The sequence below is a fragment of the Mesorhizobium sp. M0189 genome (assembly GCF_040322135.1).
Lineage (GTDB): Bacteria > Pseudomonadota > Alphaproteobacteria > Rhizobiales > Rhizobiaceae > Mesorhizobium.
Genome location: NZ_JAMYSW010000004.1, coordinates 388,440 through 413,278, shown reverse-complemented (window position 1 = coordinate 413,278; position 24,839 = coordinate 388,440). Strand labels below are relative to the sequence as shown.

23 protein-coding genes are annotated in these 24,839 nt (G+C 63.4%); 16 read left to right on the top strand and 7 right to left on the bottom strand.

Translation table 11 applies throughout. The features are described from left to right. Positions 1–69 precede the first annotated feature (69 nt). Positions 70–837: a class II aldolase and adducin N-terminal domain-containing protein gene (locus NKJ09_RS10400; RefSeq protein ID WP_023722536.1), complete on the top strand. Its 768-nt coding sequence runs from the start codon at positions 70–72 to the stop codon at positions 835–837. Positions 838–1,119: 282 nt separating this feature from the next. Here NKJ09_RS10400 and NKJ09_RS10395 read toward each other — a convergent pair whose 3' ends face one another. Beyond that, the gene (locus NKJ09_RS10395; RefSeq protein WP_023722534.1) at positions 1,120–1,752 is read right to left on the bottom strand and encodes an HAD family hydrolase; all 633 of its coding nucleotides are present in this window, start codon (positions 1,750–1,752) and stop codon (positions 1,120–1,122) included. A 258-nt stretch (positions 1,753–2,010) separates the two neighbouring features. On the opposite strand from NKJ09_RS10395, the gene NKJ09_RS10390 reads away from it, so the two are divergent. Then, positions 2,011–2,970 (top strand): sugar-binding transcriptional regulator, encoded by a 960-nt coding sequence (locus tag NKJ09_RS10390; protein ID WP_023722533.1) that lies wholly within the window; start codon positions 2,011–2,013, stop codon positions 2,968–2,970. Between the two features lie 75 nt (positions 2,971–3,045). On the opposite strand, the gene NKJ09_RS10385 is transcribed toward NKJ09_RS10390, so the two are convergent. Next, complete coding sequence (locus NKJ09_RS10385) at positions 3,046–3,231, bottom strand: hypothetical protein (protein ID WP_352495054.1); 186 nt, start codon at positions 3,229–3,231, stop codon at positions 3,046–3,048. Between the two features lie 110 nt (positions 3,232–3,341). Between NKJ09_RS10385 and gcvA (NKJ09_RS10380) the strand changes: the two genes are divergently transcribed. From gcvA (NKJ09_RS10380) to NKJ09_RS10340, 9 genes are all read left to right on the top strand, one after another. Beyond that, complete coding sequence (gene gcvA / locus NKJ09_RS10380; protein ID WP_023722531.1) at positions 3,342–4,253, top strand: transcriptional regulator GcvA; 912 nt, start codon at positions 3,342–3,344, stop codon at positions 4,251–4,253. Between the two features lie 221 nt (positions 4,254–4,474). Next, complete coding sequence (locus NKJ09_RS10375; RefSeq protein WP_352495053.1) at positions 4,475–5,785, top strand: ABC transporter substrate-binding protein; 1,311 nt, start codon at positions 4,475–4,477, stop codon at positions 5,783–5,785. Positions 5,786–5,898: 113 nt separating this feature from the next. Beyond that, the gene (locus tag NKJ09_RS10370) at positions 5,899–6,771 is read left to right on the top strand and encodes a carbohydrate ABC transporter permease (RefSeq protein ID WP_031195183.1); all 873 of its coding nucleotides are present in this window, start codon (positions 5,899–5,901) and stop codon (positions 6,769–6,771) included. A gap of 208 nt (positions 6,772–6,979) precedes the next feature. Further along, positions 6,980–7,804 carry a carbohydrate ABC transporter permease gene (locus tag NKJ09_RS10365; RefSeq protein ID WP_352484354.1) on the top strand — a complete coding sequence of 275 codons (825 nt, stop codon included), beginning with the start codon at positions 6,980–6,982 and terminating at the stop codon, positions 7,802–7,804. A gap of 50 nt (positions 7,805–7,854) precedes the next feature. Beyond that, on the top strand, positions 7,855–8,859 hold the full coding sequence (locus NKJ09_RS10360; RefSeq protein ID WP_023722527.1) for an ABC transporter ATP-binding protein: 1,005 nt from the start codon (positions 7,855–7,857) through the stop codon (positions 8,857–8,859). Next, positions 8,856–9,626, top strand: coding sequence for an L-iditol 2-dehydrogenase (locus tag NKJ09_RS10355; protein WP_352495052.1), 771 nt, complete (start codon positions 8,856–8,858; stop codon positions 9,624–9,626). The genes NKJ09_RS10360 and NKJ09_RS10355 overlap by 4 nt, the downstream gene beginning before the upstream one ends. A 70-nt stretch (positions 9,627–9,696) precedes the next feature. Beyond that, positions 9,697–11,175 carry a mannitol dehydrogenase family protein gene (locus NKJ09_RS10350; protein ID WP_352495051.1) on the top strand — a complete coding sequence of 493 codons (1,479 nt, stop codon included), beginning with the start codon at positions 9,697–9,699 and terminating at the stop codon, positions 11,173–11,175. Between the two features lie 15 nt (positions 11,176–11,190). Then, positions 11,191–11,874, top strand: a complete 684-nt coding sequence (locus NKJ09_RS10345; protein ID WP_352484350.1) for an HAD family hydrolase — start codon at positions 11,191–11,193, stop codon at positions 11,872–11,874. Next, positions 11,871–13,457 (top strand): FGGY-family carbohydrate kinase, encoded by a 1,587-nt coding sequence (locus NKJ09_RS10340; RefSeq protein WP_352495050.1) that lies wholly within the window; start codon positions 11,871–11,873, stop codon positions 13,455–13,457. Before NKJ09_RS10345 ends, NKJ09_RS10340 begins: the two co-directional genes overlap by 4 nt. A gap of 14 nt (positions 13,458–13,471) precedes the next feature. On the opposite strand, the gene NKJ09_RS10335 is transcribed toward NKJ09_RS10340, so the two are convergent. After that, entirely contained in the window at positions 13,472–14,053 is a 582-nt protein-coding gene (locus NKJ09_RS10335) for a histidine phosphatase family protein (RefSeq protein WP_352495113.1), read from the bottom strand. 229 nt (positions 14,054–14,282) lie between these two features. On the opposite strand from NKJ09_RS10335, the gene NKJ09_RS10330 reads away from it, so the two are divergent. Then, entirely contained in the window at positions 14,283–15,686 is a 1,404-nt protein-coding gene (locus tag NKJ09_RS10330) for an MATE family efflux transporter (protein ID WP_352484348.1), read from the top strand. A gap of 16 nt (positions 15,687–15,702) precedes the next feature. On the opposite strand, the gene NKJ09_RS10325 is transcribed toward NKJ09_RS10330, so the two are convergent. The 4 genes from NKJ09_RS10325 to speB form a co-directional block, all read right to left on the bottom strand. Then, complete coding sequence (locus NKJ09_RS10325; RefSeq protein ID WP_352484347.1) at positions 15,703–16,350, bottom strand: amino acid ABC transporter permease; 648 nt, start codon at positions 16,348–16,350, stop codon at positions 15,703–15,705. Continuing rightward, positions 16,347–17,015 carry an amino acid ABC transporter permease gene (locus NKJ09_RS10320; RefSeq protein WP_023722519.1) on the bottom strand — a complete coding sequence of 223 codons (669 nt, stop codon included), beginning with the start codon at positions 17,013–17,015 and terminating at the stop codon, positions 16,347–16,349. Before NKJ09_RS10320 ends, NKJ09_RS10325 begins: the two co-directional genes overlap by 4 nt. A gap of 6 nt (positions 17,016–17,021) precedes the next feature. After that, on the bottom strand, positions 17,022–17,831 hold the full coding sequence (locus tag NKJ09_RS10315; protein WP_352495049.1) for a transporter substrate-binding domain-containing protein: 810 nt from the start codon (positions 17,829–17,831) through the stop codon (positions 17,022–17,024). 138 nt (positions 17,832–17,969) lie between these two features. After that, a complete protein-coding gene (speB, locus tag NKJ09_RS10310) occupies positions 17,970–19,031 on the bottom strand; it encodes an agmatinase (RefSeq protein ID WP_352495048.1) in 1,062 nt (353 codons plus the stop codon). Positions 19,032–19,212: 181 nt separating this feature from the next. Between speB and gcvA (NKJ09_RS10305) the strand changes: the two genes are divergently transcribed. From gcvA (NKJ09_RS10305) to NKJ09_RS10290, 4 genes are all read left to right on the top strand, one after another. Further along, positions 19,213–20,187 carry a transcriptional regulator GcvA gene (gene gcvA, locus NKJ09_RS10305; protein ID WP_023722516.1) on the top strand — a complete coding sequence of 325 codons (975 nt, stop codon included), beginning with the start codon at positions 19,213–19,215 and terminating at the stop codon, positions 20,185–20,187. Between the two features lie 192 nt (positions 20,188–20,379). Beyond that, positions 20,380–21,684, top strand: coding sequence for a nicotinate phosphoribosyltransferase (pncB, locus tag NKJ09_RS10300; RefSeq protein WP_352484344.1), 1,305 nt, complete (start codon positions 20,380–20,382; stop codon positions 21,682–21,684). 168 nt (positions 21,685–21,852) lie between these two features. After that, on the top strand, positions 21,853–23,295 hold the full coding sequence (locus NKJ09_RS10295) for a hypothetical protein (RefSeq protein WP_352495047.1): 1,443 nt from the start codon (positions 21,853–21,855) through the stop codon (positions 23,293–23,295). A 163-nt stretch (positions 23,296–23,458) separates the two neighbouring features. Next, positions 23,459–24,763 carry an ABC transporter substrate-binding protein gene (locus NKJ09_RS10290; RefSeq protein WP_352495046.1) on the top strand — a complete coding sequence of 435 codons (1,305 nt, stop codon included), beginning with the start codon at positions 23,459–23,461 and terminating at the stop codon, positions 24,761–24,763. Positions 24,764–24,839: the final 76 nt, after the last annotated feature.

The following is a 24,839-nucleotide window of genomic DNA, read 5'->3' as shown; positions in this document are numbered from 1 at the left end:
GCACCAAACGAAATCGGTTGCGGGTGTTCCAGCCGCGCGGCATGCTCGCTCCATTCGCGGAGACATACGATGAGCATCACGCGCCTGCAGAAGGAAGTGCTGACCAACCTGCCGTTCTATGAGGAGCGCGTCGACCTCGCTTGCGCCTTCCGCTGGACGGCGCGGCTCAACATGCACGAGGCGGTGGCCAACCATTTCTCGCTGGCGGTCAACGACGATGGCTCGCAATTCCTGATGAACCCTAACCAGGTGCATTTTTCGCGCATCAAGGCGAGCGACCTGCTTTTGATCGACGCCAATGATCCCGACACGCTGACAGGCCCGAATGCGCCCGACCCGACGGCATGGGGCCTGCACGGCGCCATCCATCGCAACGTGCGTCATGCGCGCTGCGTCATGCATGTCCACTCGATCCACGCCACCGTGCTTGCCTCGCTCGCCGACTCGACGCTGCCGCCGGTCGACCAGAACTCGGCGATCTTCTTCAACCGCCATGTCGTCGACGCTCATTATGGCGGGCTGGCCCTCGAGGAAGAGGGCGAGCGCTGCTCGCAGCTTCTTGTCGACCCGAAGGTCAAGGTGATGGTGATGGGCAACCATGGCGTGCTGGTCATCGGCGACAGCGTCGCCGACACCTTCAACCGCATGTTCTATTTCGAGCGCGCCGCCGAAACCTACATCAAGGCGCTGTGGACCGGCCGGCCGCTGCGGGTATTGTCGGACGAGATCGCCGAGAAAGCGGCAAGGGAACAGGAAGATTATCCGGGCCAGGCCGAACGCCACCTCTCCGAACTGAAGGCGATCCTCGACGAGCAGGAGCCTGTCTACCGGTACTGAGCTGCGCCCTTCTCCCCGTCGCTATACGGGGAGAAGGTGCCGGCAGGCGGATGAGGGGCAGCGCAAGCGCCCGAAAGCCTGCGACGAACTCAAAACTCGGCCTGCCAGTGATCTCAATGCGCCCGGAAAGGGGCGTTAATTGTCAAGCTCGGCGCCGCCCCTCATCGCCCTGCCGGGCACTTCTCCCCGTACAATGACGGGGAGAAGGACGCTGTCATCGCTGGTTTCGCCAATCATCGGCGTTGCAGGAAGTCTAGCTTGAGGCGGCCTTTTCAGCCAAGCTTAAAGTCCCAGATGGGCTCGCAATTCGTCGGCGCTGTTGATGACAATCGCGCCCGGCGGCCCTTCCATCGGCGCCTCCGGCCAGAAGACCGTCTTCATTCCCGCCGCCAGCCCCGCCGTGGCGCCGGTCATGCTGTCGTCGACCGCTACGGCCTCGGCGGGATCGACGCCGGCCAGCCAGGCGGCGCGCAGGAATGGCTCGGGATGCGGCTTGCCTTCGCGCACGTCGTTGCGGCTGATGGTCTTCATGCCGGGGTAGAAAAGGCCGACCGCGCGCAGATTGGCGTCGACGATCAGCCTGTCCGAATTGGACACCACCGCCTGCTCCACGCCAAGCTTGCGCAGCTCGTTGAAAATCTCGATCGCGCCGCTGCGTGGCCTCAGCGTTTGCGCCATCGGCAGATAGTGATCGTATTTGCGCACGATCCAGTCGTCGAAAGGCAGGTCGAGGCCGAACTCGTCGCGCAGCATCTCGTAGACCGGCCATGCGGCGATGCCGAGCACCCGCTCATGCAGGTCGGTTGGCGGGGCGATGCCAACGCTGTGCAGCGCCGCAATCAGCGCCGCCTCGTGCAGCGGTTCGCTGTCGACCAGCGTGCCGTCCATATCCCAGAAAACCGCTTTCAGCGTCATGCAAGGCTCCATTCTCCAAAATCCCTTAAAGCGTTTAGCGTGGGAGATAAACCGCCGCGGCTGCGAGAACTGAGCCCGTGCGACCAACACTGCCCGGATTATTTTGAGAGACTGCGTCGGCGATGGCCGCCTCGCTTGAAATACCAGATCCGGGACCCTAAGCAATTGCTCTTGCAATAGGCAATTGCGCGCAAGTTCATTCCCTGCGAAACTATGAGGCTCCGCCCCTTATGGTCGGCGGAGTAGGGAGGCAGGACCTTGAATTCGCGGCAGGATAGCGGCGGCAACAGGCTGGACGATGCGGCGCGCGCCGGCTGGCTCTATTATGTCGCAGGCAACACCCAGGACCAGATCGCCGCCACGCTTGGCATCTCGCGGCAGACGGCGCAGCGGCTGGTGTCGCTCGCGGTCTCCGAAGGGTTGATCAAGGTGCGCGTCGACCATCCGATCGCCAATTGCCTCGACCTTGCGGCACGGCTGAAATCGCGCTTTGCGCTTGATCTGGTCGAGGTGGTGCCGAGCGACCCTTCTTCGTCCTCCACCGTCATCGGGGTCGCGGAGGCGGCGGCGGCGGAGATCGAACGGCGGCTGCGGTCGCCCACACCGATCGTCATGGCGATCGGCACCGGCCGCACGCTGAAGGCCGCGATCGAGCAGCTGCCGCCGATGGAATGCCCGCAGCACAAGGTGGTGTCGCTGACCGGCAATATCTCGCCAGACGGTTCGGCGGCCTTCTACAACGTCATCTTCACCATGGCCGACAGGGTCAAGGCGCGCTCGTTTCCGATGCCTTTGCCGGTCATCGCCTCCTCGCCGGAGGAGCGCGAGATGCTGCTCAGCCAGCCGATGATCCAGCCGACGCTGGCGCTTGCGGCCGAGGCCGACGTCACCTTTGTCGGCATCGGCGATCTTGGCCCGAAGGCGCCGCTTTACGAGGACGGCTTCATTTCGGAGGGTGAATTGAAGGCGCTGCAGAAGGCCGGCGGCGTCGCCGAGATCGTCGGCTGGGTATTCGATCGTGACGGCCGCATGATCGAGGGCATCACCAACGACCGGGTCTCGTCGGCACCGCTGCCGTCGCGCGAAAAGTCGCTGGTGATCGCGCTTGCCATGGGCGACCGCAAGCTGCCGGGCATCTTCGCCGCCGTCAACCGGCGGCTGGTCAACGGCCTCATCACCGATGAGCGGACCGCCGCCGCCTTGCTGGCCGGCGCATGATCTCAGAGCCGCTGGCGGTCGGAAACGATCAGGTGAAATCGAAACGCAGCTGAACCCTCGATAAAACGAGCGACATTATTGGTGCCGGCCACAAGGATCGTTGCCGTCGAGGAAGCCCATGTCGCGCTGGAGATGCGGCGGCAGTTCCCGGACGTCGAGATAGGCCCGTTTCCGCGCCGCGTGCCTTGCCAATCCCCGCGCCAGCCGTGAAAACCAGCCATGGGCTGGAGCAAGAAGCAGCTTTTCCTGTAATGTGGTCATGATCGTCAGCCTTCGCTATCTCTAGGCGTAATTGATCTTCAACACGGAATATCGGTAGGACCGGCCGGTGCCGCCAATCAAACGTCGATCATTGCCCATAAGGAGGGCTTATGCCGGAGCTCAATTCACGACAGCTGGTTTCGCAGCTTCCTCCGCTTCAGGCGATCCGGGTGTTCGAGGCGGTGGCGCGGCATCTCTCGTTCACCAAGGCCGCCCAGGAGCTTGGCATGACGCAGGCGGCGGCAAGCTATCAGATCAAGCTTTTGGAGGAGCGCATCGGCGCACCCTTGTTCCTGCGCCAGCCAAAACAGATCGTGCTGACCGAACCTGGCCAACGCCTGGCGCCCGCGGTCAGCGAAGCGTTCGCGCTGTTGAGCGGCGCCTATGCCGCCGCGCGCACCGGCGCCGATGGCGTGCTTTGCGTTTCGACGCTGCTGACCTTTGCCTCCAATTGGCTGGCGCAGCATCTCGGCTCGTTCCAGGTCGCGCATCCGTCGCTGGCGGTGCGCGTCGATACCTCGAACAGGGTTGTCGACTTTGCCAGAGAGGATATCGACATCGCCATCCGCTCCGGCGGCGGCAATTGGCCGGGCGTCGAGACCCATATGCTGTTCCGGGCCGACTTCACGCCGGTCCTTAGTCCAAAGCTCGCGGCAAGCATCGGCGGCGTCAACGAACCGGCCGACCTGCTACGGCTGCCGATCCTCGACCCGGGCGACATCTGGTGGCGGGACTGGTTTGCCGCCGCCGGCCTGCCGGTCGCGGAATTGGCCAAACGCACCGGCACCAGCATGGGCGCGCAGGCCTACGAGGCCAATGCCGCGATTGCCGGCCACGGCGTGGCGATCGTCACCAAGGCGCTGTTCAAGACCGAACTTGCCGACGGCCGCCTGATTCAGCCCTTCGATCTTGTTGGTGACGACGGCCATGCCTATTGGCTGGTCTACCCGACAGCGCGGCGCAACGTGCCGAAGATCCGCGCCTTTCGTGATTGGATCCTGAACGAGATCGCTTGCCAGTAGGCCGAATCCAGGCCACCCGGACAGCAAAGCTCCGGCTTTTGACGGCGCGATGAGCCCGACCCAACCCTTCTCCACATATACCGCGAGTGTCCCAGGCTTGCCGCTGCACGAGACCGCGTGCTGCGCTGCAGCAACGAATCCGGCTTGACATAATTTGCGGCAAGTGAGTAATTGCTCACAGCCAAGGCAAATGCTCATCTTGGTTCATGGGAGGAATTTTGATGAAACTTCGCACGTTCACCCTAGGCCTGTTGCCGGCCAGCGCGCTTGCTTTCGCCGCGCATGCCGAATCCATCACCATCGCCACGGTCAACAATGGCGACATGGTCCGCATGCAGAAGCTGACCGACGACTTCACCGCAACGAATCCCGACATCCAGCTGCAGTGGGTCACGCTCGAGGAAAATGTCCTGCGCGAGCGCGTCACCACCGACATCGCCACCAAGGGCGGCCAATACGACGTGATGACCATCGGCACCTACGAGGTGCCGATCTGGGCCAAGCAGAGCTGGCTCCTGCCGCTCGACAAGCTCGGCGACGACTATGACGTCAAGGACATCATCCCGGCCATTGCCGGCGGCTTGTCGGTCGACGGCAAGCTCTACGCCGCGCCGTTCTACGGCGAAAGCTCCTTCGTCATGTACCGCAAGGATCTGATGGAAAAGGCCGGGCTCAAGATGCCCGATGCACCGACCTGGGACTTCATCAAGCAGGCTGCCGACAAGATGACCGACCGCGCCAACGGCGTGAACGGCGTCTGCCTGCGCGGCAAGGCCGGCTGGGGCGAGAACATGGCCTTCCTGACCGCCATGTCGAACTCGTTCGGCGCGCGCTGGTTCGACGAGAACTGGAAGCCGCAATTCGACCAGCCCGAGTGGAAGAACACGCTGCAGTTCTATGTCGACCTGATGAAGGCCGATGGCCCCGAGGGCGCATCATCCAACGGCTTCAACGAAAACCTGGCGCTATTCCAGCAGGGCAAATGCGGCATGTGGATCGACGCCACCGTCGCTGCTTCCTTCGTCTCTGATCCGAAGAACTCCACCGTCGCCGACAAGGTTGGCTATGCGCTGGCGCCGGACAATGGCCTCGGCAAGCGCGGCAACTGGCTGTGGGCCTGGTCGCTGGCCATCCCCGCCGGCACGCAGAAGGCCGACGCCGCTCAAAAGTTCGTATCCTGGGCTACCAGCAAGCATTATGCCGAGCTCGTCGCCTCGAAGGAAGGCTGGGCCAACGTTCCGCCGGGAACGCGCTCCTCGCTCTATGCCAATCCCGAGTACCAGAAGGCAGCACCTTTCGCCAAGATGACGCTGGACTCGATCAACTCCGCCGATCCGACGCATCCGACCGTCAAGCCGGTGCCTTATGTCGGCGTCCAGTTCGTCGCCATTCCTGAGTTCCAGGGCCTCGGCACCACTGTCGGCCAGCTCTTCTCGGCGGCACTTGCCGGCCAGTCGAGCGTCGACGACGCCCTGAAGCAGGCGCAGGACGCCGCCACCGCGACGATGACCGAGGGCGGTTACATCAAGTAGGCTCCTCCCGGTGCCGGTTGCCAATGGCGACCGGCAACGGCCGCCCGAATCCCAGTTCGGGCGGCCGGCTTTCACACCGCTGAAAACTTGGCTGACCTCGAAGGGTGACCGTCATGGCTACTCAGCAGACCCGTTCGCTTGCCCGCTTCATGATGGCGCCATCCGTGGTGCTGCTGCTGGTTTGGATGATTGTACCGCTGGCATTCACACTGTGGTTCTCCTTCCAGCAGTACAATCCGCTCAATCCGATGCGCGACGGCTTCGTCGGGTTTTCGAACTACGCGCTGTTCTATTCCAACCCGGCATTCCTGCAGTCGATCCTCAACACGCTCACCATCGTCGTCAGCGTGCTTTTGATCACGGTGATCGGCGGTATCTTGCTGGCCCTTCTGCTCGATCAGCCGATGTGGGGACAGGGCATCGTCCGCATCCTCGTCATCTCGCCGTTCTTCGTCATGCCGCCGGTGGCGGCACTGGTCTGGAAGAACATGATCATGCATCCGCAATACGGCGTCTTCGCCGATATTGCGCGCTTCTTCGGCGGGCAGCCGATCGACTGGTTCGGGCAGCACCCGCTTTTGGCCATCATCATCATCGTCGCCTGGCAGTGGCTGCCGTTTGCGACGCTGATCCTGTTGACCGCGCTTCAGTCGCTCGACGGCGAGCAGAAGGAAGCCGCCGAAATGGACGGCGCCGGCTTCATCAGCCGCTTCATCTATTTGACGCTGCCGCATATGTCGCGCGCCATAACCGTGGTCATCCTGATCCAGACGATCTTCCTTCTGTCGGTCTATGCCGAGATCCTCGTCACCACCAATGGCGGCCCGGGTTATGCCTCCACCAACCTGCCCTTCCTCGTCTACCAGAAGGCATTGCTGGAGTTCAAAATCGGCCAGGCGTCCGCCGGCGGTATCATCGCAGTCATTCTCGCCAACATCGTCGCCTTCTTCGCCATGCGCGCCGTCGGCAAGAATTTGGATAAATAAGGGAGGAAACGATGGCACGTGCGCTGAACCACCCCCACTCCGTCCCGCTGCGCGGGACACCTCTCCCCCTGCCCGGGGGAGAGGAAACGCCTGCATCGAAGCCGCACCCTTCCTCTACCCCGTCGATCGGGGGAGAGGTGGTTTGCGCAGCAAACCGGAGTGGGGGTCGACCCTGCCGCCAACATCGCCGATACGGGAGGACCTGACGATGGCACGTGCAGTCACCACCCAGCACAAGACGATTGCGACCGCGGCCGCCTGGATCGTCGCGCTACTGATCTTCTTCCCGATCCTCTATACGATCATCACTTCGTTCAAATCGGAGCAGGAGGCCATCCAGGGCTTCAACCTGTTCCCGTCGGGAACCACGGAGAGCTATTCCGAGGTCCAGGCGCAGAACGGTTATTTCAAATTCTTCCTGAACTCGGTGTTCCTGTCGGTCGGCTCGACCGTCCTGGCTCTGCTTGTCGCCGTTCCGGCGGCATGGTCGATGGCGTTTTCGCCAAGCAAACGCACCAAGGACATCCTGATGTGGATGCTTTCCACCAAAATGATGCCGGCCGTCGCCGTGCTGTTCCCGATCTATCTGATCTTCCGCGATACAGGACTGCTCGACAGCCGCATCGGCCTGATGGTCATGCTGATGTTGATCAACCTGCCGATCGTGGTCTGGATGCTCTACACCTATTTCCGCGAGATCCCGGGCGAGATCCTGGAAGCGGCGCGCATGGACGGCGCATCGCTCTGGAACGAGATCATCTACGTGCTGACGCCGATGGCGGTGCCGGGCATCGCCTCGACCATGCTGCTCAACATCATCCTCGCCTGGAACGAGGCGTTCTGGACGATCCGGCTGACCACCACCGAGGCAGCGCCGCTCACCGCTTTCATCAGCTCCTTCTCCAGTCCGCAGGGGCTGTTCTGGGCCAAGCTTTCGGCCGCCTCGACACTGGCGATCGCGCCGATCCTGATCATGGGCTGGTTCAGCCAGAAGCAGCTGGTCCGCGGCCTGACGTTTGGGGCGGTAAAGTAACGGGCATCGCCTGACGCAAAACGAAAAACAGCCCTTCGGGGGAGGAAATCATGGGAAACATCACGCTCAAGAACGTCTCCAAATCCTTCGGGGCGACGTCCATCATCCCCGGCCTCGACCTGGTCATCGAGAACGGCGAGTTCGTCGTCTTCGTCGGCCCGTCGGGCTGCGGCAAGTCCACGCTGTTGCGTCTGATTGCCGGCCTGGAGGACACCAGCGGCGGCACCATCATCATCGATGGCCGCGACGTCACCGGCGAGGCGCCGGCCAAGCGCAAGCTGGCCATGGTGTTCCAGTCCTATGCGCTTTACCCGCATATGACGGTGGCCAAGAACATCGCTTTCCCCCTGAAGATGGCGGGCGAGGACCAGGCGACCATCGACAAGAAGGTGAAGGACGCCGCCCGCATCTTGAACCTCACCAACTACCTAGATCGCCGCCCCGGCCAGCTCTCCGGCGGCCAGCGGCAGCGCGTCGCCATCGGCCGCGCCATCGTGCGCCAGCCTTCCGCCTTCCTGTTCGACGAGCCTTTGTCCAATCTCGACGCGGCGCTGCGCGGCACCATGCGGCTGGAGATCAGCGAGCTGCATCACCAGCTCAAGACCACCATGGTCTACGTCACCCACGACCAGATCGAGGCCATGACCATGGCCGACAAAATCGTCGTGCTCAACGCCGGCAATATCGAGCAGGTCGGCTCGCCGATGGAGCTCTACAAGACACCGAAGAACCTGTTCGTCGCCGGTTTCATCGGCTCGCCGAAGATGAACCTGATCGAAGGCGAGCCGGCCGCCAAATATGGCGCCAGGACAGTCGGCATCCGCCCGGAGCATATGAACATTTCGAAGACGTCAGGCGACTGGAAGGCGACCGTCGGCGTTGCCGAACATCTCGGCTCCGACACGTTTTTGCACGTCCAGGCGGATGGTGTCGGGCAGCTGACGGTGCGTGCCGACGGCGAACTTGCCGCCCATCACGGCGACACAATCTATCTGACACCGGACAAGACCAAGCTGCATCGTTTTGGCGCCGATGGGAAGGCGATGCTGCAATGAGGCTCGGAGGTAAATCGGCGCTGATCACCGGATCGGCGCGCGGCATCGGCAGGGCGTTTGCCGAAGCCTACATGCGGGAGGGCGCGACCGTCGCCATCGGCGACATCAATCTCGAGGCTGCCGAGAAGACGGCTTCGGAAATCGGCGGCAACGCCTACGCGGTGAAGCTGGACGTCACCGATCTCGCGTCGATCGATGCGGCCGTCAAGGCGGTCGAGACAAGGGCCGGCGGCCTCGATATCGTGATCAACAACGCTGCGCTGTTCGACCTGGCGCCGGTCGTCGAGATCAGCAAGGCGAGCTACGACAAATTGTTCTCGGTCAACGTCGCCGGCACACTGTTTACGGTTCAGGCTGCGGCCCGTTCGATGATTGCCCGCGGCAAGGGCGGCAAGATCATTAACATGGCAAGCCAGGCCGGGCGCCGCGGCGAGGCGCTGGTCGCCGTCTACTGCGCCACCAAGGCGGCGGTCATCTCGCTCACCCAGTCGGCAGGGCTAGACCTGATCAAGCACGGCATCAATGTCAACGCGATAGCACCGGGGGTCGTCGACGGCGAGCATTGGGATCACGTCGATGCCCTGTTCGCCAAGTTCGAGAACCGGCCGAAAGGCGAAAAGAAGAGGCTGGTCGGCGAAGCCGTGCCTTATGGCCGCATGGGCACGGCGCAAGACCTCACCGGCATGGCGGTGTTCCTGGCCAGCGATGAGGCCGAATACATCGTTGCCCAGACCTACAATGTCGATGGCGGCCAGTGGATGAGTTGAGGGGGCGAAGGCGCTCTTCTCCCCGTCTCCTCCACGGGGGGAAGAGTCGTCCCGCTAAAGGGTAAAGCAGATGTCCGTGAAACTCTCTTCTTCCATACTCGCCAAGCTGCCGCCCAAGGTCGCCGGCCCGAAATATGATCGCGCCGCGCTCAAGGCCGGCATCGTGCATTTCGGCGTCGGCAATTTCCATCGCTCGCATCAGGCCGTCTATCTCGACGACCTCTTCAATTCGGGCGTCGGCCACGACTGGGCCATCGTTGGCGCCGGCGTCTTCGAGGGCGAGAAGGTCGGCCGCGGCAAGCTGCAGGAACAGGACTGGCTGACCACCGTGGTCGAGCAGGACAGCGGCCATATGAGCGCGCGCGTCACCGGCGTTATGATCGATTTCCTGATGCCGGGCGACGCGCCCGCAATCGTCGAGCGGCTTGCCGATCCGGCGATCAAGATCGTTTCCCTGACCATTACCGAGGGTGGCTATTTCATCGATCCGGCTTCCGGCGTCTTCAATCCGACACATCCCGACATCGTTGCCGACGCTGACCCGGGGGCGACGCCGAAGACCGTCTTCGGCCTCATCCTCGCCGGGCTGCTGCGCCGCCGCGCCGACGGCATCGTGCCCTTCACCGTCATGTCCTGCGACAACATCCCCCATAACGGCCACGTCACCTCGGATGGCGTCGTCGGCCTGGCGCGGCTGATCGACGAAGGTTTGGCAAACTGGGTGAGCGAAAACGTCGCCTTTCCCAACGGCATGGTCGACCGCATCACGCCGGCCACCACCGACCGCGAGCGCGGCATTCTCTCCAGCGAGTTCGGCCTCGACGACAATTGGCCGGTGTTTTGCGAGCCGTTCAAGCAGTGGGTGCTGGAGGATCGTTTCATCGACGGCCGCCCGCCGCTGGAACAGGTCGGCGTGCAGTTCGTCAGCGATGTCGCGCCATATGAGCTGATGAAGATCCGCATCCTCAATGGCGGCCATGCGACCATCGCTTATCCGGCCGGGCTGATGGACATCCATTTCGTCCATGAGGCGATGCAGGAGCCGCTGGTACGCGGCTTCCTCGACAAGCTCGAGCATGACGAAATCATCCCGACCGTGCCGCCGGTTCCGGACACCGACCTCGAAGATTACTACCAGCTCATCGAGCACCGCTTCTCCAATCCGAAGATCGGCGACACCATACGCCGGCTTTGCCTCGACGGCTCTAACCGCCAGCCGAAATTCATCATTCCGACCATCGCTGACCGGCTGAAGGCTGGCAAAAGTGTCACCGGCCTGGCGCTGGAATCTGCGCTCTGGTGTCGCTACTGCTTCGGCACCACGGATTCCGGTGCCGTCACCGAGCCCAACGACCCGAACTGGGGCCGGTTGCAGGGGACGGCCAAGGCGGCCAGGGACATGCCTGCCGCCTGGCTTGCCATGGAGGACATCTATGGCGATGTCGGCCGCTCGCCGCCGTTCGCCGAAGCGTTCGCCCATGCGCTCAAATCGCTGTGGGCGGACGGCGCGCGCGCGACACTGACGCGCTATCTCGCCGGCGACCTCTGAAGCCGATCCAGCGCGATGACGCCTGAACTGGTCATTTTCGACTGTGACGGCGTGCTGGTGGATAGCGAGATGCTGTCCGTCTCGGCATTGCTGGAGATGATCGCGCTTGCCGGCGGCAACGTCAGCGAGGACGTTGCCTACGAGCACTTCCTCGGCAAGAGCATGAAGAGCGTCCGCGAAATCCTCGCAAGCGACTTCGGGCTCGATCTCACCGACCAGCATCTGACCGAGATGCGCTCCGAACTGATGCGCAAGTTTCGCCAGGAGCTGAAACCGATGCCAGGCATGGCACAGGTCCTGCCGAAGCTCGGCGTGCCGTGCTGCGTCGCCTCCTCCGGCACGCTGGAGCGGATCCGCTATGCGCTCAAGGTTACGGGGTTGCTTGGGCTGCTGGAGCCGCATTTGTTCAGCGCTGCCATGGTGGCGCGGGGCAAACCGGCGCCCGATCTTTTTCTCCATGCGGCTGCTAAAATGGGAGCGGACCCGCGAAACTGCCTCGTCGTCGAGGACAGCCCGGCCGGCATCCAAGCGGCGCGGGTGGCAGGCATGCGCGTCCTTGCCTTCACCGGGGGCTCGCACACCGGCAACCCGGCACTGAAAGCGCGGCTTGCGTCGAGTGAGCCGGACTTTATATTCGCTGACATGCTGCAATTGCCCGATCTGATTGCAGGCCTGGGAGCGAGAGCAAGAACACCTTGACCAACAGTTTCGTTTGCGCGGTCGATGTCGGCACCGGAAGCGCCCGTGCCGGCATTCTCGACACCGGTGGCGCCTTGCTCGGCCGCGCCGAGCACCCGATCGCCATGCAACAGCCGAAAGCCGACCACGCCGAGCACGATTCGCAGGATATATGGTCGGCGGTGTGCATGGCCGTCCGCGCTGCCCGCGAAAAGGCGCGCGTGAAGGCTGAGGATATCGTCGGCATCTCCTTTGACGCCACCTGCTCGCTGGTGGTGCGAGACCGGCATGGCGGCCAGCTCAGCGTGTCGGTATCAGGCGAAAGACGCTGGGACACCATCGTATGGCTCGATCATCGCGCCATTGCCGAGGCCGACGAATGCACCGAAAGCGGCCATGCCGTGCTCGACTATATCGGCGGCGTCATGTCGCCGGAAATGGAGACGCCGAAGCTGATGTGGCTGAAGCGCAACCTGCCCGGAACATGGAACGAAGCCGGCTACCTATTCGACCTCACCGACTTCCTGACCTGGAAGGCAACCGGCTCGCTCGCCCGTTCACAATGCACGCTGACCGCCAAATGGACCTATCTTGCCCATGAAGCGACCGGCTGGCGGCGCGACTTCTTCGAAGCCGTCGGGCTCGGCGACCTTTTCGAGCACGGCAATCTGCCGGAAAAGGCAAGCCCGGTCGGTGCCGATATCGGTGCGCTTAACGCGCAAGCCGCGGCGGAGCTTGGCCTCACCGAAAAATGCCGGGTCGGTGCAGGCGTCATCGATGCGTATGCCGGCGCGCTTGGCGTGCTCGGAGGCTTCGCCGGCAACGCGAAGGATATCGGCCGCCATCTGGCCCTGATCGCCGGGACGTCGAGTTGCGTCATGGCGATGTCGCCCGATCCGCAGCCTTTCGCCGGTGTTTGGGGTCCTTACTATGGCGCCGCCCTTCCCGGCCTGTGGCTGTCGGAAGGTGGCCAGTCAGCCACCGGCGCGCTGCTCGATCACATCATCCGCTGGCATGGCGCCGGCGGCGAGCCGGATGCCGCCATGCATGCCAGGATCGCCCGCCGCGTCGCCGAGCTGCGCGCCGCTGAAGGAGACAACCTCGCCGCCAGGCTGCATGTGCTGCCCGATTTTCACGGTAACCGCTCGCCGCTCGCCGACCCGCATGCCGTAGGCGTCATCAGCGGGCTGACGCTGGATTCGTCCTTCGACAGTCTGTGCAAGCTCTATTGGCGCACCGCCGTCAGCATCGCGCTTGGCGTCCGCCATGTGCTGGAGGCGCTGAACGAGAACGGCTATCTGATCGACACGCTGCACGTCACCGGCGGCCACACCAAGAACCCCTTGCTGATGGAGCTCTATGCCGACGCCACCGGATGCACGGTGGTCGAGCCGCTGGCGGACGAGGCGGTGCTGCTCGGCACCGGCATGATTGCCGCCACCGCTGCCAGGCTTTTTCCCGATTTGAACGCCGCTTGCGTCGCCATGCAGCAAGGCGGCAGGACGCGCGAGCCCAATCCGGCTGCCGCCGGCCGGTTCGATCGCGACTACCGCGTGTTTCTCGAGATGCATCGGCAAAGGCAGGCGCTGGACGCGATCCGATAGATCGGGATCGGCGGCTATCTCTGGTTCCAGCGCCGGACGACCGGTTCGTCAAGGCCGTGCTCATAACCGATCACGCTTACGCTGGCGGTAGCCAGCACGAAAAGCGCGCCGTCTTGCGGTGGCAGGCCGAGCCAGCGTGCGGCTAGCACCCTCAGGAAATGCGAACTTGAGAAGACCAGGACATTGCCGCTGGCCTCGAGCAACTGGCTGACGATCCGGTCCGCCCTCGAGCCTACATCCGTGGCGGACTCGCCGCGCGGGCAGCCGTCGCGAAAGAGCCGCCAACCGGGACGCTCGGCAAGGATTTGCTTGGTGGTCAATCCCTCATAGGCACCATAATCCCACTCCGCCAGATCGTCCTTCTTCACGCCTGACGAGCCGAAGCCGGCCAGCGCACAGGTGTTGAAGGCGCGCTGCGACGGGCTCGACCACACCGCCGAGAAGGATAGACCCTTTAGCCGCTCAGTGACCCGCCTTGCCGCATCCTCGCCGGCCGGCGTCAGCGGTATGTCGGTCCGGCCGGTATGTTTTCCGGACGCACTCCATTCCGTCTCGCCATGCCGAACCAGATAGATTTCGGGAAACGCGCTCATCAGGCTGCCTTTCAAAGGAATCCACCGTGACCATAGCGGCTTCCATGGCCTCTCCAATAGCCTGCATTGAGCCGACTGGCTTAACCCTTCCGCAAGTCAGCCTCTTGCCACCGGTGCCCATTTCATAGACAAACCCGTCGTAATGCGGAATCCGGCCGATCTTGGCCATTTTCCGCGCTGAGACGCGGCTTCCGGCTCTTGCCGACGTGCCGCAATCGGATAGGCGGAAAAAATGTCTGCGATCGAAGCCGACGCTCGCGCGCCGGAAAACCTTTGGCGTCGGGAAATCAGGGCGATGCTGGCGCTCGCCTGGCCGATGGTGCTGACCAATCTCGGTCAGACCGCGATGACCGCTACCGACGTCATGATGATGGGGCGGCTGGGGCCGGACACGCTGGCCAGCGGTGCGCTTGGTGCCAACCTTTACTTCATGCCGCTGATCTTTGGACTTGGATTGATGCTGGCGACCTCGCCGATGATGGCGACCGAGCTCGGCCGTCGCCGCCACTCGGTGCGCGACCTGCGCCGCACCGTGCGCCAGGGTCTGTGGCTGGCGATCCTCATTTGCATTCCGATCTGGGTCTTTCTCTGGCACGGCGAGGCCGTGTTGCTGGCCATGGGTCAGGAACCGGCGCTGGCGCATCAGGCCGGCATCTATCTGCGCTGGCTCGAATGGGCGGTGCTGCCCTTTTTCGGCTACATCGTCCTGCGCTCGTTCATTTCGGCGCTGGAGCGGCCGGGCTGGGCACTGATCATCGTTTTCGTTGCCGTCGCCTGCAACGCCTTTTTCAACTGGCTGTTCATGTTCGGCAATCTCGGCATCCAATCGATGGGCATCGCCGGCTCCGGCCTCGCCACCACGCTGTCCAGCACGTTAATGTTCGCCGGCATGGCGGCGGTGGTGATGCTTGAGAAGAAATTCCGGCGCTATCGTCTGTTCGGACGCTTCTGGCGGGCCGATTGGCCGCGCTTCAAGGGCCTGCTGCGGCTCGGCCTGCCGATCGCCGGCCTGCTGGCGTTTGAGGTGACGATTTTCAACGCGGCGGCCTTTCTCATGGGCCTGATCGATGCGGCTTCGCTTGCCGCCCATGCGATCGCCATCCAGATCGCCTCGATCACCTTCATGGTGCCGCTCGGCCTCAACCAGGCGGTGACGGTGCGCGTCGGACTTGCCCACGGCGCCGGCAATCCGGAAGGTGTCAGCCGGGCCGGCTGGACCGCGTATGTCGTCGGTGTCTCCTTCATGGCGCTGATGGGGCTGGTGATGATCCTGTGGCCGCATCTCTTGATCGGCGCCTTCATCGATCTGGGCAATCCGGCTAATGCCGAGGTGGTGGCGCTTGCCGTGTCGTTCCTCGCCTTTGCCGCGCTGTTCCAGGTTTTTGACGGTGCGCAGGCGGTCGCCAGCGGCATGCTGCGCGGCCTGCACGACACCAAGGTACCGATGATCTATGCCGCGATCGGCTATTGGGGCATCGGCCTGCCGCTCGGCGTGCTGCTCGCCTTCCATTTCGGCTTCAACGGCGTCGGCATCTGGATCGGCCTGTCGTCCGGGCTGGCGGTGGTCGCCGCGCTCCTGCTGGGACGCTGGCTGCGGCGGGACAGGATCGCGCCGCCGCTGGTGTTCGGGCGTTGAATTGCTGGTCGCCCGCTCAGCGGGCCGCCGCCCGCTGCTCGAGCGAACGTGCGTATTGCGTCAGCGGAAAGCACATGACGAAGAAGATCAGCGCTACCAGCCCGTAGACTTTGAACGGTTCGAAGGTCGCATTGTTGATTGCGTTGGATGTCCTCACCAGCTCCTCGAAACCGATGATCGAGGTCAGCGCGGTCGACTTGATCAGCTGCACCAGGAAGCCGACGGTCGGCGCGCGGGTGATCGAAAACGCCTGCGGCAGGATGATCAGCCGGAGTTCCTGCAGATAGTGCAGGCCGAGGCTGGCGCCGGCGTCCCACTGGCCGCGTGGCAATGCATCGACGCCGCCGCGCCAGATCTCGGCGAGATAGGCGCTGGCAAAGAAGGTCAGGCCAAGCACCGCCGCGGTCCACGGCTCGATGCGCAGGCCCAGCATCGGCAAGCCGAAGAACATCAGGAAGAGCTGCATCAGCAGCGGCGTGCCCTGGAAAAGCGCGATGTAGCCGGAGGCAAACCGGCGCGCCCATTTATTCTTGGCGATCCGGAGGAACAGCACGATCATGCCGACCACGGCGCCGCCGACAAAGGCAGCCAACGACAACAGCACCGTCCAGCGCGCCGCCAGCAGCAGGTTGCGCAGAATATCCCAGAAGGTGAATTCGATCATGATACGCCGGCTCCGAGAAGCCGGCGTCCGCCGCCAATCAGCAGACGGCGCAGCCCAATCGACAGGATGAGATAGACCACCGTCACCACGAAATAGGTCTCGAAAGCCCGGAACGTGCGCGCCTGCAGCATGTCGGCCTCGTAGGTCAGCTCGCGCACCGCGATCTGCGACACGACGGCGGATTCCAGCATCATGATGACGATCTGGCTGGTCAGCGCCGGATAGATCACCTTGAGCGCCTGCGGCAGCACGATCTTGATGAAGACCTGGCGCGGCCTGAGCCCAAGCGCCATTGCCGCTTCCGTCTGCCCGGGCGGCACCGCGTCGAGTCCGGCGCCAACGATCTCGATCGTGTACGCCGCCATGTTGAGCGTCATCGCCAGCATGGCTGCCAGCACGGGATCGAGCCTCACGCCGATGCTTGGCAGCCCGAAGAAGATGAAGAACAGCTGCACCAGGAACGGCGTGTTGCGGATCACCTCGACATAGACGCCGATCGCCCGCTTGAGCAGCAGCGGGCCGTTCCGCCGCCCTGCGGCGCCGAGGATGCTGAGCAACGTTCCCGCCAGCGTGGTCACGGCGATCAACAGGATCGTCGTGGCCGCGCCGCGCGCGATCGCCCCTGTCGCCCCGGCAAGCCAGCCGAAGTCGAGGCTATAGGTCACCAGCCGTCAATCCTTGAGATTGGCGGGATCGAGCGGTGTCTTCAGCCAGGCCTTCGAGCTTTCGTCCAGTTTGCCGTCGGCCAGCATCTTGGCAACCGCATCGTTGACCGCTTGCTTGAGGCGGTCTTCCTTCTTGTTGAGGCCGATATGCGATGGCGAGGTGAGAAGCTGGAATTTCTGTTCCGGCTTCAGCGCCTCCTGGCGGGCGAGCACCTGGGCGCCGACATCGTTGCCGACCACCATCAGCTGGGTCTGGCCCGAAATGAAGGCCTGGATGACGGAATTGTAGTTGTCGAAGCGGCGGATGTCGGCCGAGGCGGGTGCTGCCTCGGTCAGCGAGGTGTCCTCCAGCGTGCCGCGATTGACGGCGATCGACTTGTCGGCAAGGTCTTCCTTGCCTTTGACCGCAAGTGCTGCCGGGCCGATGACGGCGATGTAGTAAGGCGCGTAGGCGGCGGCGAAATCGATCACCTGCTCACGCTCCTTGGAATAGCCGACGCTCATCAGCAGGTCGACGCGCTTGTCGGTAAGATATGGGATGCGGTTCTGGCCGGTCACGCTGACCAGATTGAGCTTGACCTTGAGCTGGTCGGCGATGGATTGCGCCACGTCGATGTCGTAGCCCTTGATGCTCATGTCGGCGCTGGCCGAGGAGAAGGGTGGGAAATCGGAAAAGATGCCGACATAGATGGCGCCGGCCTTGGTGATGTCGTCGATAGCGTCGGCATTGGCGGCCTGGGTAGTGAAACCAAAGCCGGTTGCTCCGAGCATCAGCACGGCGGCGATGGATGATTTGAGTTTCATGTGAAGTGTCATTGTCGTTCCCCTGCTGGAAGCTTGTTTGTGTGAGTGTAACCGCCGGCTCCAGCGCGGCGGTCGCCTTTGGGATTTTCTAGTGGACCATGATCGTCTCCGAAAACCGGTTCCCACTTTTCGGGATCATGGTCGAGCGTGTCAGCCCGCCTTGCTGGTGATTGCCGGGCTGAAGACCATCAGGCTGAGGATCTCGAACAGCACCTGCGCGCCGGCATGCGCCGTGTTGGTGGTCGCGTCATATTGCGGCGCCACCTCGACGACGTCGCCGCCGACGATATTGAGGCCCTTCAGGCCGCGCAGCAGCTCGAGCACTTCGCGCGTCGTCAGCCCGCCGACCTCCGGCGTGCCGGTGCCCGGCGCGAAGGCAGGATCGACGCTGTCGATATCGAAGGAGACATAGGTCGGGCCGTCGCCGACTATCCTGCGCGCCTTCTCGATAATGGCGGGAATGCCGAGGCCGGTCACCTCTTCGGCATGCACCACGGTCATGCCGGACTCATAGGTGAACTCCCAAAGGTACTCGGCCGAGCCGCGAATGCCGATCTGGATGGTGCGGCTCGGGTCGAGCACGCCGTCCAGCACCGCGTTGCGGAACGGACCGCCATGGTGGAACTTGGTCATGTCGAACAGGCCGCTGGTGTCGCAATGGGCATCGATATGGATCATGCCCACCGGCGCCTTCTTGCCGACAGCCTTCAGGATCGGGTGGCTGATCGAATGGTCGCCGCCGACAGACAAGGGCAGGACGCCGGCGTCGACGATCTGGTTGGTGCGGCGTTCGATGTCGTCATGGCTGGTCTCCAGCCGGTAGCGGCTCTGGAACGGCATGTCGCCAATGTCGGCGACTTTCAGCTCATGCGTCGGTGCGCATTCCAGCACATGATTGTAGGGGCCGATGCGCTCGATGGCGCGCAGCGCCCTTGGCCCGAAACGGGCGCCCGGCCGGTTGGTGACGCCCAGATCCATCGGCACACCGATCATCGCCACCTGAAGATCGCCGAAATCCGGATTGTCGGCGGCGATTTCACGATAGGGCGCCGCGAGGAAGGTCGGGATGCCGGAATAGGGCGCCAGCCGCGTGCCGGTCTTGGAGAAGATCTTGTCGGCGACACGCTGGAATTTCGGGTCGAACATTTCGCCGCCATGGCTCTCGCCGTATTTGCGGCGCAGCGCTTCGAGCTTGCCGCGGTCATAACCCATGTCGGTCCTCCATGGCTGGTGCAGCGCGGACGGCGGCCTCGATAGCCGCAGCCGTTGGCTGCCTGCAGATTTCACGTCTTGATGCAATGCTTGGGCAAAGTGTCCTGTAGCTGCATTGAAAAATCAATTGATATTGTTAGGGTGTTCGCTGTGAGAAAATCTCACAGAGCTTAGGTTCCAAATGGCCAAGCGTTTGCCACCGCTCAACCCGCTGCGCGCCTTCGAGGCGACGGCGCGCCATGCCTCGCTGACCAAGGCGGCGGCCGAGCTGAACGTCACCCACGGTGCCATCAGCCATCAGATCAAGGCGCTCGAGCAATCGTTGGGCGTCAAGCTGTTCGAGCGTGCCGGCCAGCGGGTGAAGCTGACGCCGCACGGCGCCGAATTGCTGCCGGCGGTGTCGACAGCCTTCGACGGCATTGCCGCCGCCACGCAGCGCATGACACGGCCGGCCAGCACCGGCGCGCTATCGGTATCCTGCGTGCCGGCGCTGCTATTGCTGTGGATGATCCCGCGGCTGGGCAGCTTCACTTCGCAATATCCGGATATCCGGCTGACGCTGATCCCATCCAATGATGCCAAGGACGTCCGCGCACCGCATATCGATGTCTGCGTGCACTATGGTGACGGCAGCTGGACCGATTGCTGGATGCGCAAATGGTCGGGTCTCGAACTGTTCCCGGTGGTCAGCCCGACGCTGATCAACAACCGCCCGATCCGCACCGTCCGCGACCTCGCCGATCACGTCTTCCTGCATGGCGACGACGGCCGCGAATGGCACACCTGGCTGGCCGCCGCCGATGCGCTGGACCTGGAGCGCGGCCGCCGCCACCATCTCGGCGACGCGCGCATGGCGACCGAGGCCGCAGTCCACGGCCATGGCGTGGCGCTCGGCGACACGGTGACGGCAAGCGGACTGCTCGCCAGGGGTCTGCTTGTCGCGCCATTCAGCCTTTCCGTGCCGGCCGTCGACGATTTCTACGTCGTCTGCCGCAACGAGATGCGGTCGGCGCCGATCGTGCAATTGTTCATCGACTGGCTGTTTGCCGAGAAAGAGCAGGCCGATCGCCGCGCCGACGCGCCGGTGGCAGGCCGCATCGGCTTTCGCCGCAAGCGTCCAGCGCTCAAGGTGGTCGGCGCCAAGACCGCATCCTGAGGCCGAAACTGCCGTGGGCGCCGCTTGCCGCAGGGGCTTCTTTTTGTCGGGCCAGCCCGCAAAGCGGGAGGCGCGTTCAAAAATTCGATGCTAAGAGGCATTTGGAGCAATTCCAGGAAAAGTGCGCAGCGGTTTTCCGTCCGGAATTGCGCTAGACAAAAGCTAGAACGAGCAGCGAAGGCGCATTGAGCGATGGCAAAGACCGATATAGCGCGGCGCGTCTACAACCACACCTGGAAGCTCGACCCGATCGTGCGTAGCTTGCTCGACACCGATTTCTACAAGCTTCTGATGCTGCAGATGATCTGGGGCATGTATCCCAAGGTCGACGCCACCTTCTCGCTGATCAACCGTACCACCTCGGTCCGCCTTGCCGAGGAGATCGACGAGACGGAGCTGCGCGAGCAGCTCGACCATGCCCGCACCTTGCGCTTCTCGAAGAAAGAGATGATCTGGCTCGGCGGCAACACCTTCTATGGCCGCAAGCAGATCTTCGAACCGGAATTCCTCGCCTGGCTGGAAAATTTCCGGCTGCCCGAATACGAGCTCTCCAGGCGCGACGGCCAATACGAACTCGCCTTCAGCGGCCCGTGGATGTACACGACGCTGTGGGAGATCCCGGCGCTGGCAATTATCAATGAACTTCGATCTCGCGCGGCCATGCGGGCGTTCGGGCCGTTCGCGCTCGACGTGCTCTATGCCCGCGCCAAGGCCAAGATGTGGGCCAAGACCGAGCGGCTGAAGGCGCTGCCCGGCATCCGCATCTCGGATTTCGGCACCCGCCGCCGTCATTCGTTCCTGTGGCAGCGCTGGTGCGTCGAAGCGTTGAAGGAGGGCATCGGCGAGGCCTTTACCGGCACCTCCAACGTCCTGCTCGCCATGGACAACGACCTCGAAGCGCTCGGCACCAACGCGCATGAGCTGCCGATGGTGTTCGCCGCGCTCACCAATTCGGAAAAGGAATTGAAGCAGTCGCCCTATAAGGTGTTGCAGGACTGGCAGCGCTACTACGGCGGCAATTTGCTGATCGTGCTGCCGGACACCTTCGGCACCGCGGCGTTCCTGCGCGATGCGCCGGACTGGGTCGCCGACTGGACCGGCTTCCGCCCCGACAGCGCGCCGCCGATCGAGGGCGGCGAGAAGATCATTTCCTGGTGGCGCGAAAAGGGCAAGGACCCCAAGCAGAAGCTGCTCATCTTCTCCGACGGGCTTGAGGTCGAGACCATCGAGGAGACCTACCGCCACTTCCGCGGCAAGGTGCGCATGTCCTTCGGCTGGGGCACCAACCTGACCAATGATTTCGAAGGCTGCGCACCGACCGAGACCAACCGGCTCGACGCCATCTCGCTGGTCTGCAAGGTCACCGAGGCCAATGGCAGGCCGGCGGTCAAGCTTTCCGACAATCCGGCCAAGTCGACAGGCGACGAGAAAGAGATCGAGCGCTATCTGCGCATTTTCGGCCAGAAGGACCGCGTGGAGCAGTTGGTGAAGGTGTGAGGTAGGGAACTCTTGCGTAGTATGAGTTCCTTCTCGCCCGCCTCTGTCCTACCGGACATCTCCCCCACGAGGGGGGAGATTGCGCCCTCATTGCTGCTTTCGCCAATCGCTAAAGTTGCAGAAGGAGAGCCGACGGCGGAACCGCCGATCTCCCCCCAAGTGGGGGAGATGTCCGGCAGGACAGAGGGGGGCGCCGCAGAGCGCTGCATTTCTGCAATCAGGCCCTTTCCCGGCCTCGTTGCTTCGGTGGCTCTCCTGTCACCCGCGCCCGCCTTCGCCCATGCCTCCGACCGCGGCTACGTGCTACTGCTTCCCACCGGCTACTACCTCGCCGGTGGCGCGCTCGCCGTCGCCGCCAGTTTCCTTGTCCTGGCGCTACTGCAGCCGGACTCCCTCGACCGCTTCTGGCACAAACGCCTGCCGCTTTTCACCTTCGGCGACGGCGCGCGGACTGCCGTCAGCCTGATATCCTTTGCCGGCTTTGCAATTCTCATTGCCGCCGGCCTGTTCGGTAGCCGCGATCCGCTCTCCAATCCGCTGCCGCTGACCGTATGGACATTGCTCTGGGTTGGGCTGGCTTTGCTGCAAGGGCTCGGCGGCGATCTCTGGTCGTGGCTCAATCCGTGGTACGGGCCTTGCCGCGTCGTCTCGCGCCTGTCCGACAGAACCGAGCCACGGCGGCCGCCCCAGTGGCTCGGCTATTGGCCGGCTTTCGTGCTGTTCTTCGCCTTCGCCTGGTTCGAGCTGATCGACCCGGCGCCCGATGACCCGGCGCGGCTGGCCTGGGCCGCCGGCGTCTACTGGCTGCTAAGCTTCGCGGCCATGCAGGTCTTCGGCTACCGCGGCTGGACCCGCAGCGGTGAGTTCCTGACAGTGTTCTTTTCGATGGTGGCGCGCTTCGCCATTGTCGAACGCAACGAGGACGGCCGGCTCAAACTCTGCTGGCCGGGCGCTAAGCTGCTCGAGGTTGCGCCGCTGTCGCTCAGCGGCGTCGCTTTCCTGCTGCTTGCGCTGTCGTCGGTATCCTTCGACGGCCTGTCGAAAACCTTCTTCTGGCTAGGCCGGTTCGGCATCAATCCGCTGGAGTTTCCGGGACGCACCGCCTTGATCGGCATCGGCAGTTTCGGCCTTGTGCTGACCTTTGTTGTGCTTGCGGCCGTGTTCGCGCTTGCCGTCTTTCTTGGCCAGCACCTTGCCGGCAGCAAGCATTCCCTCGCTCACGCCGCAGGGCTGCTGGTCCGGTCGATCGTGCCGATCGCGCTCGCCTACCACTTCGCGCACTATCTGACGGCGCTGCTGGTCGACGGCCAATATGCGATTGCCGCGCTCTCCGACCCGTTTGCGCTGGGCTGGAACCTGTTCGGTACCGCCGACATGCCAATTGAAGCCGGCGTCGTCGCCGGCGCCGGCTCGGCCTGGTGGCTGTGGAACCTCCAGGCCGGCGTCATCATAGCCGGTCACATGTTTGCAGTGCTTGTCGCCCACGGTTTGGCCGGGCGGCTGCATCCCGTTCCCGCTCGCGCCGCGCTCAGCCAGTTCCCGCTCACCGCGCTGATGATCGCCTACACCGTCTTCGGCTTGTGGCTGCTTGCGACGCCAACAGCCGGGTGAACGAGATGCGCGATGCCCGTCAATCGAACCTTGGGGAAAGCTCGCTTGCCACGTCAGAGCTTTGGTGATTTAGTTTGTACACATGCAATTTTCGGCCCTCTTAGCAAGAGTGGCCCGCCTCGCTACAGCCATTGGTCAAAGCTCAAAAACAAGGGGAACTGCCGTGACTGACAAGAATGGGTTTTTCGATCTCTCCAGATCCGCTCTCACCCGCCGCACGGCGCTGAAGGTCCTTGCCGCCGGCGCCGGTCTTGCCGTCGCGCCGGGCTTCGTGCGCTACAGCCAGGCGCAGAGCTCGGCGCCGATCAAGATCGGCTTCCAGTCGCACCGCACCGGCATCGGCGCCGCCTATGGCCGCTGGTACGAGGAGACCACGGCCGCGGCGGTCAAGGCGATCAACGATGCCGGCGGCATCAACGGCCGGCCGGTCGAGGTGATCATCGAGGATGACGGCACCGATCCCGGCCGGGGCGCCGAAGTGGTCGGCAAATTCGCCTCCCAGCACAAGACCGACATCGTCTACGGCACGCTGTTTTCGCATGTCGTCATCGGCTCGGCGCCGGCCGCCGGCGAGGCCAAGATGCCCTATTTCGTCGTCAGTGAAGGTCACCACGTCGCGTCGACCAAATTGAACCGCTACGTCTTCCAGCCCGGCATCACCGACGTGAAGAGCCAGATCCAGTCGATGGCGCCGTGGATTGCCGCCAATGCCGGCAAGAAGGTGACGCAGATATTCCCCGATTTCGCTTTCGGCTACGATCATCGCGACTACCTGCCGCCGGCGCTGAAGGCGCAAGGCGCCGAGGTCATCGCGCAGATCGCCATCCCGCCGACGGAATCCTCCTTCACCAAATATTTTCCGCAGATCCCGGCCGAGACCGAGGTGATTTACCACGTCATGGTCGGCCCGGCGGTGCTCACCTTCGTCAAGGAACTCGGCGAGTTCTACGGCTCCAACCGGCCGCAATTGTTCGGCTTCATCGATTCGCTCGAAGCCACCGACATCAACAGCCCCGGCCTCGAATTCCTCGACGGCAGCCATTTCTGGGAAGGCTCGCCACGTTATGCGCAGCCCGATGACTCCCCTGCACAGAAGGCCTATCGTGCCGCCGTCGGCATCGACGACAATGGTGCATCTGTCGGCGATCCCAAGGACGTCTCCACCGCCGCGCACATGTTCGGCTGCTGGGAAACGCTCTACGTCGTCAAGAAGGCGATGGAGGATGCCGGCTATAAGGGCCCGGAAGACCGCGCCAAGCTGGTCGAGGCGACCGAGGCGTTGACCGAGTTCGCCGAGGGGCCCGAGCATCCGCAGGGACCGAAAACCTTCAACGGCAAGATCCACCAGTGTTTTGGTATCCAGAACATCTCCAAGGTCGAAGGCGACCGGCTGAATGTCGTCCACAAGACCAAGATCGAGGACGGCCTCTACGAGCCGGAAGGGGATTACACGACGCAGGCGCTGTGAGCTTGGCTGCTGCAGCAAGCGTGAGCGCCAAGACACCCCCCTCTGGCCAGAGGGGGGTGCTTCGCGCATCCGCCGG